The organism is Cohnella rhizoplanae, assembly GCF_948329515.1.
GTDB lineage: Bacteria > Bacillota > Bacilli > Paenibacillales > Paenibacillaceae > Cohnella > Cohnella rhizoplanae.
In genome coordinates this window covers 213,240-233,196 of record NZ_CAOJCN010000009.1, presented here as the reverse complement: position 1 = coordinate 233,196, position 19,957 = coordinate 213,240, and the positions used below count along the sequence as shown (strand labels likewise).

Genomic DNA, 19,957 nt, shown 5'->3' with positions numbered 1-19,957 from the left:
TAGGGCGCCCATTCGTTGCGATATAAAGAAAACGCTTACAGTATGTGGAAGTCCAACACGGGATCGAAAGGGATGAAGTGTAGTGACGATGTACGGGAAGTTAAAAAAGCAAACCGCTCTTGTATTAGCTTTAACGATGCTGCTCGGTTTATTGAATCTGTGGCCCGCAAGCTCGATGCCGCAGGCAGCGGCAGCCGACGCCGGTTGGCCGGCCAATGTGCTGGGCGGCACGAACATGCCGTTCCGGCCGACGGACTCCCTCGTCACGACGCAGAACCCGCCCGACTTCAGCTGGCCGTACGTGACCGGAGCGGACAAGTACGAGCTCGAGGTCAGCCGCAACTCCTCATTCTCGGCGGTCGAGCACGAGAATGACGCTATTTCGGTCAACTTTTACAACTTCCCGGTCACCTTCGACGACGGCACCTGGTACTGGCATGTCCGCTACCACAAGGCGGACGGCACCTGGTCCGACTGGAGCACGACGCGCAAGTTCCGGATCGACGAGGACAATGTGCCGTTCGCCGTACCTGCGGTCGATACGCTCATCAGCAACGTCTCCACTGCGCATCCGCGCATCTGGACGACGCCGGCGGAGCTCGCCGCCTTCCGGGACCTTCGGCTGACGGGCAACTCCAAGACGGTGTTCGACCAGACAGTGACCGCGTATAACGCCAGCGCGAGCAAGCCGCTGCCTGCCGAGCCGACCTTTCCCTACATGAACAACGAGGTGCCGACGAACAGCGACGTCTATGTGGCTGCGCAGTTGGTGCTCAAAAACTATTCGGAGAACGCGGTAAACGATATGCAGAACGCCGCGTTCCTCTACCTGGTAACGGGTAACGCCGCTTACGGCAACCGCGCCAAGGCGCTGCTGCTGAATCTCGCGACCTGGAATCCGAACGGCGCCACGAGCTACCGGATTCACGACCAGGTCCACCGCTCTATCGCGTATCGCTCGGCGATCGCGTACGACTGGCTCTTCCCGCTGCTGACGGAGAGCGACAAGACGTCGGTCCGCAATATGATCAAGGCCCGTACCGAGACGCTTGTCCAGAACTACCTGAGCAACCAAGGCTTCTATAAGTTCCCTTACGACTCTCACGGATGGACGATCGTCGGCTATATCGGGATCATCGCGACCGCGATGCTGAACGAAATTCCGGAAGCCTCCGATTGGTACAAGCTGTCCGTGCCGCTGTTCATCAACGTGCTCCCGCCGTGGGGCGGCGAAGACGGCTCCTGGTCGCAGGGCACGGGGTATTGGCAATGGTCGTCCGGCTCCAACAAGGAGCTGATGGACGTGCTGCTGAGCTCCGGCGCGATCGATCTGTACAAAAAAGCCTTCTCGCGCAACGAGGGCCTGTACCCGCTGTATATGTTCCCGCACGGCAGTCCGATCGGCGTCTTCGGCGACGACTCCCAGTATACGCCCGGCGCGCCGAGCACCAGCCTGCTAACGCGGCTTGCCGAGGTTTACGACGATTCGCGGCTTAAATGGGAAGCGGAGGCGATCGGCGCCAAGTCTACCGGCCTGACGGACTATTTCTACCGGGCCGACGACGTGGAGAGCAAGCCGCCGGTCGATCTGCCCAAGGGCATCTGGTTCCCGGATACCGGCGCCGTCGCCATGCATTCGGAGCTCTACGAGACCGACCGCACCTCGCTGTATTTCCGGTCGAGTCCTTACGGCACCTACAACCACACGATGTCGGATCAGAATTCCTTCGTCGTGAACGCGTTCGGCGAATCCCTGGCCGTCAAGGCCGGCTACTATGATTTCTACGGCAGCAAGCATCACTCCAACTTCACCCGTCAGACCAATTCGGCTAACGCGATTACGTTCGACGGCCGCAAGGGACAGGGGAACGACGACATCTCGGCGGACGGCAAGGTTCTCGGCTTCGTCACGAGCCCGGAATTCGACGCGACGAGCGGCGACGCCACAGCGGCGTACAAGGGCGGCTTGTCGAAGGCGGTACGCCACATCATCTACGTGCGTCCGTCGGTCTATGTCGTCATCGACGACCTGGCGACGACCAAGGACGGCGGCTCCCAATTTGAGTGGAACCTGCACGCCGACGACAATCTCGCGATCGATCCCAGCGGCACGGGCGCCACGATCGCCAAGGGCGACGCCAACCTGAAGGTGCAATTCTACGGTCAAGAAGCGCAGAACTACCGCACGACCTACGAGACCAAGTACCTGGGTCTGGACGGCGTGGCTTATCCGCCGACCGGCTCGTTCGCGGGCAAGTCGCAGATCCACGCGGCCTTCATCACGCCGAGGGAAAACCAGGCCAAGATGGTCGCCACGCTGGCGCCGTACAAGCGCGGCGCAGCGCCGGCCAACGTTACCTCGACGGAGTACGCAGACTACCTGAAGCTCGCGTTCGAGGACGGAACGACGGTCTATGTCCGCAAAACCGACAGCGGTCTGATCGACACGGGCGCCGACGGCGTGCAGTTCGACGGCGCGGCCGCAGCGATCAAGGGCGATACGGCGCTGCTCGTCGTCGGCACCCAGCTCGTCAAGGATGGCGTAACGCTGATCGAGAGCAATTCGGCGGCTACGATCTCGTACGGCGGCGATCGGCTGTCCGTATCCGCGCAGGCAGACGTTCAAGTGGAGCTGGCCGCGGCAGGGTTGACCCAGGTGAGCGACGCGGATACCGGCATCGCGATTCCGTCGGGCGGCGCGGTTCAGGATGGCCTCGACAACCGCGGCGTGCAGTGGAGCCTCGCAGGCGACAAGCTCACGATGCACGTCGAGAAGGGCCAGCGCGCGTTCAAGCTGAACGACGTCACGATGCCGGGTCCGCTCGCGCCGGTCACGCTGCAGACCGAGATCGACGGCGTTCCAGGAGAGGTCACACTGCAGGCCTACCGCGACGTCAACGGAGACAGCGTAGCGTGGGGCCAGCTCTCCAACGCGCAGGGCTTCTACGAAGTGGTCGAGGCGCCGGCAGGGTTCTCGTTCCAGAAATACGGCAAGATCTCAAGCGGCCTGATCGACGCCAACGCTTCCGTGTTGTTGAAGGGCGCCACGGGCGTGCTGAAGCTGAAAAACCTTGGTTCGGGCGACCCGCTGCAGGCGGAGCAGTACCCGGATCCGGATCAGGCCCGTCAGTCGCTCGGCATCGAATGGCAGGAAGCGGAGTTGTTCACCCAGTGGAACGGCACCAAGCAGCCGACGATTTACGATACGCGAAAATTCCTCTCGGGCGGCAAGGGCGTGAGCAACTGGGACGCGCTCGGCGTGTCGCTCAAGTGGAAGCTCAACGTGCCGGAAGACGGCGTTTACGACCTGGTCGTTAAATACGTGGCGGGCTGGGACGTGACGACGCCGGATACGAGCTCGATCCGGTATGTGAAGCTCGGCAACGAAATCGACTATTTCAAGATTCCGAAAACCGAGAGCTTCGGCTCGCTGCCCGAGCAATGGCGCGGTCTGCGCGTCAAGACCGGCGTGCAGCTGTCCGCGGGCGTCGTCGACCTGACGATGTACCACGCGCTGGGCGGGATGAATCTGGACTGGATCGGCCTCGTCAAGGTCGGAGAAGACGAGATCCGTCCGAGCGCGCCGACCGGTCTGAAGGAAGACTCGCAAGCGGACGGGGAGATTACCCTCGCCTGGGAGCCGTCCACGGACAATGTGGCCGTCAAGGAATACGAGATCGAGATGGACGGCGTCAAAAAGCTGACGGTGCCGTTCGGCACGAACAAGGGCACGATCAAGGGCTTGGCGTCGGGCATGGAGTACGCCTTCCGCATCACCGCCGTCGATACGAGCGGCAACCGCTCCTATGTCGCGCCGGGAACTGCGCCGCTCCTAGTCTTGAAGAAAGACACCACGCCTCCGGTTTGGGGCGAGACTGCGGCCGTGCACACGCAGTTCCTGTCTAGCGACATGGTCCGGCTGACCTGGGAGCCTGCGGTCGACAATGCAGGCAAGACAAGCGGGTACCAGGTGTACCGCGTCGATGGCTCGGTGCTGACGTCCGTGTATGCGACGAAGAGCACGACCGTCGACATAGGGGGCCTGCAAGCGGGCGGCACCTATACGTTCAAGGTCGAAGCCAAGGACAATCAGGATAATGCCACGACCGACGGACCGGACGTCACGGTCACGCTGCCCGAATCCGTAAGCATACCGGTGTACGATACGTTCGACAACTGGCCGGTTGCAGAGGTCGAGAACGGCAGGGGCTGGGATAACTTGAAGACGGGCGGCACGTCCGTGAGCGTCGCCCCACTGCCGGAAGGCGGCAACGCCTTGGTTGCCCTGGATAATTATTTCCCGAATGCGGACCAGTACGCCTCGTCGCCGGTCCTGCGGAAGATCATCGCGAACACCGGAGGCGGCAAGCTCACCATAGAGACGCGCACGATGTTCTCCAAGGTGGACCATGACGTCGGCAATTATCTCATCGACATCAGCGGCAACGGCAAGGTCTTCGCCGGCTTCGTGGGCTTCTCGGACGGCGGCATCGGCTTCCAGAAGATGGTGAATGGCGTCAACACGAACGTCCGCTTGGCAGAAGGCTACCAGCAGCCGAAGGATCAGTGGATGACGATCCGCTGGGACATCGACTTCGACGCCAAGACGTACGATCTGACCGTTCAGGAAGAAGGGCTTAAAAACTACGGCGGCTTGCCTGTCGCCGGCGGTCAGGTAGACCGCGCCACCGGCGTGTACCGCGTCGACGACATCCCGTTCCTGGACGCAAGCGCGACGCTCAAGGGCTTCGAGATGTTCCGCTTCTCCGCTCAGCGATATACGGGCAAGTACTCGTTCGATTATCTGGCCGTTTATCCGACGGATGCGGTCAAGGCGAGCCTGCCTGCGCCGAAGCTGCGCGTAACGTCGCAGACGGACGACTCGGCGACGCTCGCCTGGGACGGCGCTGCGGACCCTGCGGTGAAGGGATACGCGATCTATCAGGACGGCACGTTCAAGACGACGATCCCGGCCGGTACGAACACGGCGGAGATTACGGATCTTGCGGTCGGCACGACTTATGCCTTCGCCATCCGGGCGGTAGATCAGAACGATAAAATATCGCCGGAATCGCGAAGCCTGAGCGTCCTGTTCGAGGGCGGCACGGTGGAGCCCGAGCCAACGACGTCGCCTGAACCATCGACGTCGCCTGAGCCATCGACGTCCCCAGATCCATCGACGTCGCCTGAGCCATCGACGTCGCCTGAACCATCTACATCGCCTGAGCCATCGACGTCTCCAGCTCCGTCGTCGTCTCCGGATGAGGGGCCGGATCCATCGCCGGATCCGGGTTCGGAGTCGACGCCGACACCAACACCAACACCAACGCCAACACCAACGCCAACACCAACGCCAACACCGACACCGACACCGACACCGACACCGACACCGGCCCCTCAGTCGGGCGCCGCGATCTTTAAGGACGTCGGCGAGAAGTTCGGCTGGGCGGACGAGGCGATCGGCACGCTCGCAGCCGCAGGCATTATTCAAGGTACTGGCGAAGCGACATTCGATCCGGCCAAGCCGATTACGCGCGCGGACTTCATGACGCTGCTCGTGCGGATGCTGAATATCGAGGCGGACGTGGACGGCGCCGACAACTTTGCGGACGTTTCGCCGAACGATTATTTCTACAATACGCTCGCGGTCGTGAAAAAGCTGGGCATCGCCAACGGCGTGGACGGCACCAACTTTAATCCAAGAGAAGAGATTTCTCGCGAGGATATGATGGTGCTGATCGCGAGAGCGCTGCAGCTGACCGGCAAGCTTGAATTGACCGGCGCTCCGGCGGATCTGGCTACGTTCAAGGACGGCGGCAACGTATCCGGCTATGCGAAGGATGCCGTAGGCGCGATGGTCGGCGCCGGCATCATCCAGGGCAGCGGCGGACAGCTGAAGCCGGATTCCGCCGCGACGAGAGCCGAGACCGCGGCGATGCTGTACCGCATCTTTAAGCAATTGTAGAAGGCATCGCGTCCGTATTATCCGGAAGTACTTCGAACAAGGCTCGCTGATCGGTTCCGTCAAGGGCCGATCCTCACGCATAGGAGCGTTCTCGCCCGATACAGGCGAGGGCGCTTCGCAATCCCGACCGAACGGCGTCGCTCCCGCGGCGACGTCTGTCCGGGCGAGTTCAAGGAAAGCGCCGACATATGAATCGAAGGGGATGAAGTGTAGTGACGATGTTCGGGAAGTTAAAAAAGCAAACCGCAATTGTATTGGCTTTAACGATGCTGCTTGGCTTGATAAACCTGTGGCCGGCAAGCTCGGCGCCGAAGGCGCAAGCCGCCGATTCCGACTGGCCTGCGAGTGTGCTCGGCGGCACGAACATGCCGTTTAGGCCCGCGGACTCCCTCGTCACCACGCAGAATCCCCCGGATTTCAGCTGGCCGTTCGTGAGCGGAGCGGACAAGTACGAGCTCCAGGTCACCCAAGACCCGTCGTTCGCGTCCGTCGCGCATACGAACAACGCGATCCCGTACAACTTCTACAACTTTCCCGTGACCTTCGATGCCGGCACCTGGTATTGGCACGTCCGCTATCACAAGACGGACGGCACCTGGTCCGGGTGGAGCACGACGCGCAAGTTCCGCATCGACCAGGACAACGTGCCGTTCGCCGTGCCTTCGGTCGAGACGCTTATGAGCCAGGTCTCCACCGCGCATCCGCGCGTTTGGACGACGCCGGCCGAGCTGAACGCCTTCCGCAATCTGCGGCTGACGGGCAACTCCAAGACCGTTTTCGACCAGACGGTGACCGCGTATAACGACGGCTTAACCAAAAGAAATCAGCCGCCTGCCGATCCGACCTTTCCTTATATGAACAATGAAGTGCCGACCAACAGCGACGCGTACGTGGCTGCCCAAGGCGTGCTCAAAGGATACGCCGAAACGGCGTTGACCGATATGATGAACGCGTCGTTCCTTTACCTCGTGACAGGCAACACGACTTACGGCAACCGCGCCAAGACGCTGCTGCTCAACCTCGCGAGCTGGGACCCGAACGGCGCGACGAGCTACCGCATACACGACCAGGTGCACCGCGCCATCGCCTATCGCTCGGCGATCGCGTACGACTGGCTCTTCCCGCTGCTGACGGAGGGCGACAAGACGGCGCTCCGCACAATGATCAAGGCCCGCACCGATACGCTGGTCCAAAAATACCTGGACAGCAGCGCGGCGGGTCAAAATTTCTACAAATTCCCGTACGATTCGCACGGGTGGACGATCGTCGGCTACATCGGCATTATCGCGACCGCGATGCTGAACGACATGCCGGAAGCTACGAATTGGTACAAGCTGTCCGTGCCGCTGTTCATCAACGTGCTGCCGCCGTGGGGCGGCGAAGACGGCTCCTGGTCGCAGGGCACCGGGTACTGGCAGTGGTCGTCCGGCTCCAACAAGGAGCTGATGGACGTGCTGCTGAGCTCGGGCGCGATCAACCTGTACGACAAAGCCTTCTCGCGCAACGAGGGCCTGTACCCGCTGTATATGTTCCCTCACGGCAGTCCGATCGGCGTCTTCGGCGACGACTCGCAATATACGCCGGGCGCGGCCAGCACCAGTCTGCTGACGCGCATGGCCCAGATCTACGACGATTCCCGGTTGAAATGGGAAGCGGAGGCGATCGGCGCCAAATCGACCGGCCTGACGGATTATTTCTACCGGGCCGACGACGTAGGCAGCCAGCCGCCGGTCGACCTGCCGAAGGGCATCTGGTTCCCGGATACCGGCGCCGTCGCGATGCATTCGGAGCTGTACGAGACCGACCGCACCTCGCTGTATTTCCGGTCGAGTCCTTACGGCACTTACAACCACACGATGTCGGACCAGAATTCCTTTGTCGTGAACGCCTTCGGCGAGTCTCTGGCCGTCAAGGCCGGCTACTACGATTTCTACGGCAGCAAGCATCATTCCAACTTCACCCGTCAGACTTACTCCGCCAACGCGATCACGTTCGACGGACGCAAAGGTCAAGCCAACGACAACATCTCGGCCGACGGCAAAGTGCTAGGCTTCGTCTCGAGCCCGGACTTCGACGCGACGAGCGGCGACGCAACCCCGGCTTACCAGGGCGGCTTGTCCAAGGCCGTTCGCCATATTATCTATGTGCGTCCGGACGCCTATGTCGTCATCGACGACCTGGCGACGACCAAGGACGGCGGCTCCGAGTTCGAATGGAACCTGCATGCCGACGACAATCTGGTCCTCGACCAAGCCGGCAAGGGCGCGACGATCGCCAAGGGCGACGCGAACCTGAAGGTGCAGTTCTACGGCCAGGAGGCGCAGAGCTACCGCACGACCTACGAGACGCAGTACCTCGGACCGGACGGGGTTTCCTATCCGCCGACGGGGAACTTCGCGGGCAAGTCGCAGATTCACGCGGCCTTCATCACGCCTCGCGAGAACCAGGCCAAAATGATCGCGACGCTCGCGCCGTACAAGCGCGGCGACACGCCTGCGAACGTCGCGCCGACCGAATACGCGAACTACGTGAAGCTTGCTTTTGAAGACGGGACGACGGTCTACGTCCGCAAAACCGACAGCGGGCTGATCGACACCGGCGCGGACGGCGTGCAGTTCGAAGGTGCGGCCGCCGCGGTCAAGGGCGATTCGGCGCTGCTCGTGGTCGGAACCAAGCTCGTCAAAAACGGCGTTACGCTCATCGAGAGCGATTCGGCCGCAACCGTCTCGTACGGCGGCAACCAGTTGTCCGTATCCGCACAGGCAGACGTTCAAGTGACGCTTGCCGCGACGGGGCTGACCGCGGTACGCGACGCGGACACCGGCAACGCGATCCCGTCGGGCGGCACGGTAGCCGACGGCCTTAACAATCGCGGCGTCCAATGGTCGTTCGCCAGCAACAAGCTGACGATGCATATCGAGAAGGGTCAGCGCGCGTTCAAGCTGAACGCCGCTCCGATGCCGGGCCCGCTCGCGCCGGTCACGCTGCAGACCGAGATCGACGGCGTCGCCGGTTCGGTCACGCTGCAGGCTTACCGCGACGTGAACGGCGACAGCGTCGCCTGGGGACAGTTGTCCAACGCGCAGGGTTTCTATGAAGTGCTGGGGGCGCCGGCGGGCTTCTCCTTCCAGAAGTACGGCAAGATCGCGAGCGGCCTGATCGACGCCAACGCATCCGTCCTGCTGAAGGGCGCCACGGGCGTGCTGAAGCTGAAGAATCTCGGATCGGGCGCCCCGCTGCAAACGCAGCAGTACGTGGACCCCGAACAGACGCGTACGTCGCTCGGCATCGAATGGCAGGAGGCCGAGTCGTTCACGCAATGGAACGGCACCAAGCAGCCGACCGTTTACGATACCCGTCCGTTCCTCTCGAACGGCAAGGGCGTCAGCAACTGGGATCAGTTCGGCGTGTCTCTCAAGTGGAAGCTGAACGTGCCGCAGGACGGAACCTACGACCTCGTCTTAAAGTACGTGGCAGGCTGGGACGTCACGACCGCGGATACGGATTCGGTCCGTTACGTGAAGCTTGGCGACGAGATCAAATACTTTAAGCTGCCCAAGACCGAGAGCTACGGCACCACGGCCGAGCAGTGGCGCGGACTTCGCGTCAAGACCGGCGTGCAGCTGTCCGCGGGCGTCGTCGACCTGACGATGTTCCATTCGCTCGGGGGGGTGAACCTGGACTGGATCGGGCTCGTCAAGGTCGGCAGCGACGAGATACGTCCATCCGCGCCTGCCAATCTCCACGAAGTGGCCCAGGCGGACGGACAGGTCACGCTCGGCTGGGATCCGTCTACGGACAACGCGGCCGTCAAGGAATACGAGATCGAGATGGACGGCGTCAAAAAGCTGACGGTGCCGTTCGGCACGAACGCGGCCACGATCACGGGATTGTCCTCCGGCGTGTCGTACGCCTTCCGCGTGACGGCCGTCGATACGAGCGGCAATCGCTCGTTCAGGGCTCCCGGCTCGGTGCCGCTCTCCGTCCTGATGACGGATACGACGCCGCCGGTATGGGGCGGGAACGCGGCCTTGCACACCCGGTTCCTTTCCAACAAGATGGTCCGTCTGTCCTGGACGCCGGCGGTAGATAATGCAGGCCAGGTCAGCGAATATCAGATTTATCGCGTGAGCGGCTCGTCGCTGCTGCCGGTGGGCACGGCGAAGGGCACGACGCTCGATGTGACCGCTCCGCAGGCGGGCGGCACCTACACGTACAAGGTCGAGGCCAAGGATAATCAGAACAACGCCACGACCGACGGTCCGGACGTGACCGCGACGCTGCCTTCGTCCGTCGTCCTGCCGGTATACGATACGTTCGACAACTGGACGGGCGGTGGGGAAGTCTCCGATATCAGCGGCTGGTCCTTCACGAGGACCGGCGGCACGTCGGTGCAGACCTTCAGTCTGCCCGAAGGCGGCAAGGCGCTGGTCGGGCTCGACAACTATTATCCGTCCACCGACGAGTATGCTTCGTCTCCGGTGATGCGCAAGGTCATCTCGAATACCGGCGGCAAGCTCACCGTCGAGACGCGGACGATGTTCTCCAAGGTGAACCATGACGCCGGCAATTATCTGATCGATCTGAGCGGCAACGGCAAGGTTTTCGCCGGCTTCGTCGGCTTCTCGGACGGCGGCATCGGCTTCCAGAAGATGGTGAACGGCGTCTCCACGAACATCCGCCTGGCGGAAGGCTACAAGCAGCCCAAGGATCAGTGGATGACGATCCGCTGGGACATCGACTTCGGCGCGAAGACCTACGACCTGATCGTACAGGAGGACGGCCTCAGAGATTACAAAGGCATTCTCGTCCCGGGCGGCCAGTTGGATCGCGATGCCGGCGTATACCGGGTCGACGACATTCCGTTCCTGGACACGAGCGCAGCGCTCGTCGGCTTCGAGATGTTCCGCTTCTCCGCCCAGCGGTATACGGGCAAGTATTCGTTCGATCATCTGGCCGTCTATCCGACGGAATCGATCAAGGACAGCCTCCCGGCGCCAAAGCTGCGTCTCGCGTCACAATCCAACACTTCGGCGACGCTCGCCTGGGACGCTTCGGCGGATCCGGCGGTGAAGAGCTACGCGATCTACCAGAACGGCGCGCTGAAAACGACGGTACCCGCGAGCGCGAATACCGCGACGCTGACGGGCCTTACGGTCGGCTCCGCCTATACGTTCTCGATCCGTGCCGTCGATCAGAGCGACAAGACCTCGGCTGAGTCTCGTAGTCTGTCCGTGACGCTGGCTGGCGCTCCGACCTGGAGCGGGTCCGCTGCGCTGAGCGCGGACCTGACGTTCACGAACGCGGTGCGGCTGACATGGAGCCCGGCGACGGCAGGCTCCGGTCAAGTCGCCTCCTATACGGTGTACCGGGCGGAAGGATCGTCGGCCGCCGTGCCGGCGGGCACCGTGACAGGCACTATGCTAGATGTAGCCGACCTGACGCCCGGCGCGACGTACACGTTCAGCGTCCAGGCAAAGAATGCGGCCGGCGGAGAATCCGGAGACGGACCGACGCTGACCGTCACGCTGCCGGCGACAGGCAAGATGGTGTACGATTCGTTCGACGCCTGGCCGACCGGCGAGGTATCGAACGCCGCAGGCTGGACCTACATCAAGACGGGCGGCACCTCGGTTCAAGCCGTACCGCTGGCGGATCTGGGCGGCAAGGGCCTGCAGGCGATCGACAATTACAACCCGTCTACGGACGCCTACGCTTCGTCGCCGATCATGCAGCGCACGACGAGCAACATCGGCGGACTGGTCACGCTGGAGACTCGCACAAAGTTTTCTAAGATCGACAGCGACGTCGGCCACTACCTGATCGACCTGGCCGGCAACGGTAAGGTTTTCGGCGAGTTCGTAGGCTTCTCCGACGGCGGGCTCGGCTATCAAAAGCTCGTCAACGGGACGCCGACGTTCGTCCGTCTGACGGACTACAACGTCTACAAGCAGCCGGCCGACGAGTGGGTGACGCTGCGCTTCGACTTCAACTTTACGGCCAAGACCTACACGCTGACCATACAAGCGGATTCGCTCAAGACTTACGGCGGGTCGATCGCGGCGGGGGGCACGCTGGACGCCGCAACAGGCGTTTATCGCGTGACCAGCATTCCGTTCATGGATCCGAGCAACGTCGTGAAGGGCCTGGATCTGTTCAAGTTCAGCGCGCAGCGGTTCACGGGCAAGTACACGCTGGACAAGTTCGTCCTGTACAACACGAACGACGCGCTCTCGTACGCGGCATCGGCCGAGGCGGCGGAGCCGGCGGGCGAGGACGGACTGTCGATTCCGGGCGCCGTATACGGCGACGAGATGCAACAGAGCGAAGAGCAGGTCACGCTCAATCTTGAGCCGGCGGGCGCCTGACCGGCTGTCCGAAGCAACCATATTTCATTAAACAACAAGAACATGCAGACGGCGCGTCGACGCGCCGTCTGCATGCATGTATCGGAGGAATGACTGAACATGAAAATCACGATGGGGCTCGCCCCCGACAGCTACAAATACGTATTCGGCGTCTTCCACAAGTGGGACGCGCCGTTCGATCCGGACCGCGCCGTCTCCCTGGCTTGCGGACGGCGCGACCGGGCGGCGGCGCAGCTTCTCATCTACGCGGACGACGAGCTGCTGGTATGCGTCGGCGACGAAGCCGCGTTCGACGAACGCGGTCCGATCGACGTCCTGCGCGCGAGCGTCCGGATACCCGGTCTTGCGGACGGGAGCGTCTCCGCGAGTCTGGTCGGCCTCGTCGAGGACGACGACCGTCAGCTCAAGTCCGACATCGTCCTGCGACAGTCCTCGATCCGCGTAGAGAAGCGGCGGGTACAGCCGGTCTGGATCGAGGCGGAGATCGGCGCGGATGCCGCGCCGGGCGTCTATCATCCGGAGATCACCGTCTATCGCCGCCGGATGTTCGAGGACGAGCGGATAGAGGCCGTCTTGAAGTTCGAGCTCGTCGTACACGACGTGACGCTGGGCGCACCTTCGGACAATGCGTTTTACCTCGATCTATGGCAGCACAACGCCAACATCGCGCGCAAGTACGACGCGCCGCTATGGAGCGACCTGCACTTCGAGATCCTGGAGCCCTACGTCGCCTCGCTGGCTGCGCTCGGGCAGAAAGCCGTCTCGCTGGTCGTCTCCGAGATCCCGTGGTCGGGCCAGGCCTCCGTCTACGACCGGATCGATCCGGCCAATCTGTTCGAATACAGCATCGTCGGCGTCGCCAGGCGCGCGGACGGGACGTGGGCCTATGACTTCCGCGCGCTCGACCGGTACGTGGAGCTGTGCGAGCGGTACGGCATCCAGGACGAGATCGAGGTGTTCGGCCTGCTCAATATCTGGGTGTACGAGGATGCCGGCTACGGAGGCGTCATCCCGGATCATCCGGATGCAGTGCGCGTCCGGTACTACGACGAAGCCGCAGGCACGTACCGCTTCATCCGCCGGCGCACCGAATTCGAGGCGTACGTCGTCGCGCTCGAGCGTCACTTCATCGAGCGGGGCTGGATCGACCGCGTGCGGGTGCTGGCCGACGAACCGTCGGATCTGCCGCTGTTTCGCGAGCGGCTCGGCGCCCTGCGCCGGATGGCCCCTGCCTTCCGCTACAAGGCCGCGATCGCTCACGCGTCGTTCATGGCGGAGGAGGGGATCGAGGATCACGTGCCGATCCTGGACTGCGCGGGACAAGAGCACGAGCAGATCCTGGAGATGAGAGAAGGCAAGAACGGGCGGACGCTTTATTACGTCGCTTGCGACGTCAAGCATCCGAACACGTTCATCACGTCGCATCTGCTGGAGGCGCGCGCCATTCCCTGGATCGTCTGGCAGCTCAAGCTGGACGGCTTCCTTCGCTGGAACTATACGGTATGGCCGACCGATCCGCTCCGGAAGATCTCGTACCACAATCCGTTTTTCCCGGCGGGCGACACGAACTTCGTCTATCCGGGGCGGGACGGCCGTCCGCTGCTGAGCCTGCGGTACAAGCTGCTGCAGAAGGGAATACGCGACTACGAGATCCTCGCGCGATACGTCCGCGAGGGCGGGGACGCCGAGCGTCTGGAGACGCGGCTGCGGAGCGTCCTCCGGTGGGAGACGCCCGCAGACCTGCACCGGGACGCCCGGCGACGCGTCGAGGAGCTGATCTCGCTCGACGAGCGGGACTACGACGGCATCGTGTCGGAGCTGCTGGCCGAGATGGCCGCAGGCCGGTTACCCCAATAACTACGACAATGCCGCAGGCAGCGCGCCCGGTGCTTCACTTCCGCTCGATCCACCAGGCCGTCGCGCTTCTCGGCGCCAGCTCCGCCTCTCCGGAGAGCGGGGCCGGCACGGCCTCGCCGGACCAGAACGCGGTCCACGCGAAGGCCGGCTCCAGATAGGCTGCCGGAATCTTCTGCGTCCGGTAGTCGTCGCCGAGGTTGAACAGCACGAGCAGCGTACGATTCCTATCGGGTTCGCCGCTCTCCGCCGCGACGATCGGCAGCTCGTCGCCGTCCGGCTCGAACAGGTTGAGCGTGACGCCCCGCCGAACGGGCGGCTGGCGCAGCAAGTGGGCGAGCATGTCGGTGCCGGTGCTTTTCAGCTTGACGATCGAATCCCCGACGAGCAGGTCGCCCCCGCTCGCGTAGCAGGCGAGGAGCAGCGTCCTGGCTTCCTCCAGGTTCATCTCTCTGCCGGCCGCCCAACCGCCGTTCAACCCCCATGGATTGAGCGCCAGTCGGCGGTTGAGCTGGCGGTCGTCCGTCGTCTCCGGGCAGCGTACGTTGACGGTGTCCGGATCCGTATTGCCGATCGCGCCCTGCATCCACCACCTAGCCAGCATCGAACGGAGGTTGTGGCGGATATGGCTCCAATAATTGTGGACGTCCCCCGTCGTGCGGTGCGCGTCCGCAATGCCGATGACGGACTCGTAGGGCGCGCCGCAGGCGAGCAGATAAGCGTCGGCCCCGATGGCCTCCCGGATGACCTCGAATAACCGGCGGATCATGCCGGCATGCGACATCCGCGGGTCATGGAAGGTCGAGGCGCCGAGCAGCAGCTGCGCGAAGTCGCATTTGAAGTAAGAGAACCCGGCGGCCCGCAGCCGAATGAACGTATCGCGGATGTGCGCCTCGACGCCGGGGTGCGTGATATCCAGCTGGACCATGCTGCCGTAGCCGGCGTTTTCCACGAAGGGATTGCCTTTCTCGTCGCCGACGAACCAGTCCGGATGATCGCGGTAGAGCGGCGTATAGACGCTGACCATCAGCGGCGCCGTCCAGATGCCGGGCTCGCAGCCTTCGGCGCGGATCTGCGCGCAGAGGGTCTCGAGCCCCTGCGGGAACTTCCAGCCGGCCTCCCAGACGCCCCACTGGCTCTCGTACCCTTCGTCGATCACGACGTACCGCAAGGCATCGCCGAAGCGCTCGTTCGCCGCGGCCGCGTTGGCCAGCACGTCCTCGGACCGTACGGCCCCGGAATAGTAATCCCAGCTGTTCCAGCCGTTGATCCGCGCGGCGGGCGGCACGAACCGTATCGCGGCGAGGCGCTGCCGGATCAGGTCCGCATATTCGGACAGCAGCGCGTTGCCGTCGTCTCCCTGCAGCACGATCAGATGCGCCAGCTCGACGCGTTCTCCCGGACCCACATTTCGCGGGGAGCGGAGATGAAAGCCAAGCCCGAACGCGCCGTCGCGATGCGGCTGCGCATGCAGGACGGCGATATCGACGAAGCAGTCGCCGTAGGGGGGCAGCGCGCCAAGCAAGATGCTGGCGCCCGTCCGGCGGTGGCGGAATACGCTCACCATGCCGGAGGGCTCGTCGGCAGGCGACCAAGCGACAGGCCGATGGACGGGACGGACGCCGGATGTTCCGGAGAAATCGCGGGTATGATGGAGTTGGACATAATCCCGCGAGTCTAGCCGGTTGCCGAGCCGGGAGGCGGACCACTCCAGCCGGATCTCCCGCAGCGCGAGCGGGTAGGGCCCTTCGTTGCGGACGGATACCGCTTGCGTACGAGCGTCCGCTTCAGTCGTCAGCGATACGCCGAGGACGTCCGTTCGGAACGCCGGAACCTCATCGGCCGCGGACGCCACGAATTCGCCTTGCAGACTACGGTCGGATACGACGGCGGTGACGGTTGCCGCGCGCAGGGACGGCAGTTCGAATATCATGTGAATCCTCCTTGTCGATACGCGTAGATCCCGGAGCAAGACCGGGTCGTACGAAGCTAGCTTAGCAGATCGCGCTTCTCGCCGAAGCACGCCATATTGCACTTTTGTATGTTCAAGAGAACGGTCGAATTGCTATATTTATAAATAAGTGAACGATCGCAACATACGTAGGGACAGAGCGGCATCGAGGGGAGCGATTGACCTTGTTCAAAGCGAATCAACGGGAGACATGGCGCCGTATGGCGTGGGCGCTCGTCGTCTGCTCGTTGTGCGCCGCTATTTTGGGCGGCTGCACGGGAGCCGGCGGTTCGAGGGGAACGGAGGCCGGAGCCGCCGATACCAAGCTGGAGCCGGTCGACCTTGTGTGGTATTACCCGCAGTACGGGGCCCATCCCGATCAACGGCTCGTGAACGACGCGGTCAACGCGATTACCCGGACGAAGCTGAATGCCACCGTGGACCTGCGACCGATCGATTTCGCCAGTTACGAGCAGAAGATGAATACCATCGTCGCCTCCAGCGAGCAGATGGACGTCATCTGGACGTCCAACTGGCTGTTCCCGTGGGCCACGAACGCCAAGAAAGGCGTCTTCCGGCCCCTCGACGATCTGCTCGGCAATTATGGCGGGCAGCTGCTCGCGTCCATGGACGAAAAGTATTGGAACGGCGGCAAGCTGGGCGGACGCCTGTACGCCGTCCCGAACTACCAGATCGCCGCGATGCGGCCAAGCCTCGTAATCCAGAAGCGGTTCATCGATAAATACAGGCTGGACGTCTCCAAGATCAAGCGGATCGAGGACATCGAGCCTTTCCTAAGGCAGATTAAGGAAGGGGAGCCGAATATCGTCCCCTTCGGCACGACGAGAGGCCTCTATACGAACCTGCTCTACGGCATCGACTGGCGCGTCCCGGTCTACCGGAACGATCCGACGCCGACCGTGCTCCCGGACGTGACGGCCGAGATGCGGACCAACTTCGCGCTGATGCACGACTGGTACACGAAGGGCTATATTAATGAAGACGCAGCTACGCTCAAGGATGCGGCGGACGCCTATAATAAAGGAAACGCGGCCGTATGGTTCGATATCACGGGCAAGCCGGGCTCGGAGGTCGAGTTCAAAGCCTCGGACGGCGGATACGACGTGCAGCTCGTGCCGCTCGCCGGTTCGGTCTTCGTCGGCGCGGGCAGCTCGATGAACGCCATCGGCCGGACATCGGCGCATCCGGAGCGCGCGCTTATGCTGCTTGAGCTCGTCAGTACGGACAAGGAGCTGTACAATCTGCTCGTGTATGGCATCGAAGGCAAGCATTATACGAAAACGACCGGCAACTTCGTCCAGGTGCACACGGACGGCGGCTACTTCACGAATACGGACTGGGTGTTCGGCGACATCCGGAACGAGTACTTGCCCGAGGGCTCCCCGCCGGACAAGATCGAGCAGACGATACGGGCAAACGACGAAGCGGCCGTATCGGCCTTCGATGGGTTCGAGTTCGATCCGGAACGGGTCAAGACGGAGATCGCGAACGTGCGGGCCGTCAACGATGAATACTATCCCGCCCTGGCCACGGGCACGATCGACCCGGCGCGCTTCCTGCCGGAATACGAGGACAAACTGGCGAAGGCCGGCAGCGGCGTTATCGTGCAGGAGAAACAAAGGCAGCTGGACGAATGGCTGAAGGCGCGCGTCAAGAAGTAGCGAAACGAACAACTACATACCCTCGGCCGCAGCCGTGAACGGCGGGATTCTCCCGTCCGGTTCGCGGCTTTTTTCGTTTTTCCGCCCCGCATGCGGAATCGGGCAGTAAAAAACAAATCGCGCACTCGACCGGAGAGGAAAGTACGATTTCTTCACTTTTCTCGGCCCCGAATCGGAGATATCGTCAAGTCAGAGCTCGTCGCAAGACGCAAATCCAAGCAGCAAGGAGGACGCCGGCGATATGAAACGCGGCAAATTTTTAAAGTTCGTGAGCAGGAACGGCGAATTGTTTATTTTCTCGCTACCCGCGATCATCTACATCTTCATCATGTCGTACGTCCCGATGTTCGGCGTAATCATCGCCTTTAAAAATTACGTGTACGACAAGGGCATCCTGGGCAGCGAATGGGTCGGATTCAAAAATTTCAAGTTCCTTTTCACGAGCGATAACGCATTTCGAATTACGCGGAACACGGTGCTCTACAACCTGGGCTACATGTTCATGACGACCGTCTTCTCGCTGGCGGTGGCCATATTGCTGCACGAGGTGGCCAAAAAGTGGCTGAAGATTTACCAGACGGCGATGATTCTGCCTTTCTTCCTGTCGTGGGTCGTCGTCAGCTACATCACGATGGCCTTCCTCGATCACCAGAACGGCTTTCTCAACGGATGGCTGGAGGGACTCGGCTTCGAGCGCGTACAGTGGTACTTCAAGGCCAACGTCTGGCCCTACATTCTGAATGCGGTCCATCTATGGAAGGCGATCGGCTTCTCGGCGCTCGTCTACTTCGCGGGCATCCTCGGCATCGACGCGGAGCTGTACGAGGCGGCCAAGATCGACGGCGCCAAGCGCTGGCAAATGATTACGAACGTCACGATTCCCCAGTTGACTCCGCTTATCATCATTCTTCTGATCATGAGCATCGGCAATATGTTCCGCGGCGACTTCGGCCTTCATTACTTCATTCCGAACAACAACGGCATGACGTACGCCACGACGGACATTATCGATACCTATATTTACCGGGCGCTCAGCGAGCTGGGAGACGTTAGCATGGCCTCCGCCGTCGGTCTCTATCAATCCGTCGTCGGCCTCGTGCTCGTCGTAGCCGCGAATTACACGGTCCGCAAAATCAACGAAGAAAATTCCCTGTTCTAAGGAGGGCAGTTCCATGACCGCCAAGACCATAACGGCCAAGACCATACACGCCAAGCCCGCCACCAAGTCTTCTTTCAAGTGGTCGACCTTAATCATTCATCTGATCTTTATCATGATCACGCTCAGCATGCTCGTGCCTCTGGCGCTCGTTATCATCGTATCGCTCACGGACGAGAACTCGATTCTGCACCACGGCTACCGCATGATTCCGGACAAGATTTCCTTCTCCGCCTACGAATATTTCTTCAAGTCGCCGGATGCCATCCTCCGCGCTTACGGCGTGACGATCTTCGTCGCCGTCGTCGGCACGGCGCTCAGCCTGATCCTGACGGCCAGCCTGGGCTACACGCTGTCGAGAAGAGACTACGGCCTGGTAAGGCCCACCTCTTTCTACGTATTCTTCACGATGCTGTTCGGCGGCGGGCTTGTCCCGTTCTACATCCTCGTCACCCAGTACCTGCACTTGAAGGATACGATCTGGGCGCTGATCGTGCCGGGGATGCTCAGTCCGTTTTACGTGCTCATCATGAAGGGCTTCATGTCCAAGATTCCGTTCGAGATCGTCGAATCCGCCAAGGTGGAGGGCGCGCGGGAGTGGCGCATCTTCGTGCAGCTGATCCTGCCGCTGTCTAAGCCGTCGCTCGCGACGCTGGGTCTGTTCATCATGTTCAACTACTGGAACGAATGGTTCAACGCACTGCTCTTTATCGACAACGAACGGCTGGTCCCCCTGCAGCTGCTCCTCGTACGGACGATGAACTCGCTCGACTTCATCACTTCGCGGCCTGAATTCGCGCTCGTCATGTCCAACTTCAACTTGGCGAATTTTCCGAAGACCGCGGCCAAGTTCGCGATCGCCATCTTGTCGGCGGGACCGATGCTGATCGTCTTCCCGTTCTTCCAGCGCTTTTTCGTCAAGGGGCTGACGGTAGGGGCCATCAAGGGATAAGCAAGGCAGGACGATCCGGATGTTCGATT

General features: G+C 62.0%; 7 protein-coding genes. 6 read left to right on the top strand and 1 reads right to left on the bottom strand.

What is annotated here, in order from left to right:
- The first annotated feature begins 88 nt into the window (after nucleotides 1–88).
- The 3 genes from PQG80_RS15530 (at nucleotide 89) to PQG80_RS15520 (ending at nucleotide 14,190) form a co-directional block, all read left to right on the top strand.
- Nucleotides 89–5,965 (top strand): S-layer homology domain-containing protein, encoded by a 5,877-nt coding sequence (locus PQG80_RS15530; RefSeq protein WP_271752320.1) that lies wholly within the window; start codon nucleotides 89–91, stop codon nucleotides 5,963–5,965.
- A 278-nt stretch (nucleotides 5,966–6,243) separates the two neighbouring features.
- Nucleotides 6,244–12,333: a fibronectin type III domain-containing protein gene (locus tag PQG80_RS15525; protein WP_271752302.1), complete on the top strand. Its 6,090-nt coding sequence runs from the start codon at nucleotides 6,244–6,246 to the stop codon at nucleotides 12,331–12,333.
- A gap of 99 nt (nucleotides 12,334–12,432) precedes the next feature.
- A complete protein-coding gene (locus tag PQG80_RS15520) occupies nucleotides 12,433–14,190 on the top strand; it encodes a DUF4091 domain-containing protein (protein WP_271752301.1) in 1,758 nt (585 codons plus the stop codon).
- Nucleotides 14,191–14,224: 34 nt separating this feature from the next.
- Here PQG80_RS15520 and PQG80_RS15515 read toward each other — a convergent pair whose 3' ends face one another.
- Nucleotides 14,225–16,120 carry a glycoside hydrolase family 36 protein gene (locus PQG80_RS15515; RefSeq protein WP_271752300.1) on the bottom strand — a complete coding sequence of 632 codons (1,896 nt, stop codon included), beginning with the start codon at nucleotides 16,118–16,120 and terminating at the stop codon, nucleotides 14,225–14,227.
- 203 nt (nucleotides 16,121–16,323) lie between these two features.
- On the opposite strand from PQG80_RS15515, the gene PQG80_RS15510 reads away from it, so the two are divergent.
- The 3 genes from PQG80_RS15510 (at nucleotide 16,324) to PQG80_RS15500 (ending at nucleotide 19,928) form a co-directional block, all read left to right on the top strand.
- The gene (locus tag PQG80_RS15510; protein ID WP_271752299.1) at nucleotides 16,324–17,820 is read left to right on the top strand and encodes an ABC transporter substrate-binding protein; all 1,497 of its coding nucleotides are present in this window, start codon (nucleotides 16,324–16,326) and stop codon (nucleotides 17,818–17,820) included.
- Between the two features lie 241 nt (nucleotides 17,821–18,061).
- The gene (locus tag PQG80_RS15505) at nucleotides 18,062–18,979 is read left to right on the top strand and encodes an ABC transporter permease (protein WP_271752297.1); all 918 of its coding nucleotides are present in this window, start codon (nucleotides 18,062–18,064) and stop codon (nucleotides 18,977–18,979) included.
- Between the two features lie 13 nt (nucleotides 18,980–18,992).
- Nucleotides 18,993–19,928, top strand: coding sequence for a carbohydrate ABC transporter permease (locus tag PQG80_RS15500; protein WP_271752295.1), 936 nt, complete (start codon nucleotides 18,993–18,995; stop codon nucleotides 19,926–19,928).
- Nucleotides 19,929–19,957: the final 29 nt, after the last annotated feature.

What these genes read in the sequence shown, in the direction of transcription:
- PQG80_RS15530 (WP_271752320.1), top strand. Translation starts at nt 89, where the DNA reads ATGTACGGGAAGTTAAAAAAGCAAACCGCTCTTGTATTAGCTTTAACG.
- PQG80_RS15520 (WP_271752301.1), top strand. Translation starts at nt 12,433, where the DNA reads ATGAAAATCACGATGGGGCTCGCCCCCGACAGCTACAAATACGTATTC.
- PQG80_RS15515 (WP_271752300.1), bottom strand. Translation starts at nt 16,120, where the DNA reads ATGATATTCGAACTGCCGTCCCTGCGCGCGGCAACCGTCACCGCCGTC.
- PQG80_RS15505 (WP_271752297.1), top strand. Translation starts at nt 18,062, where the DNA reads ATGAAACGCGGCAAATTTTTAAAGTTCGTGAGCAGGAACGGCGAATTG.
- PQG80_RS15500 (WP_271752295.1), top strand. Translation starts at nt 18,993, where the DNA reads ATGACCGCCAAGACCATAACGGCCAAGACCATACACGCCAAGCCCGCC.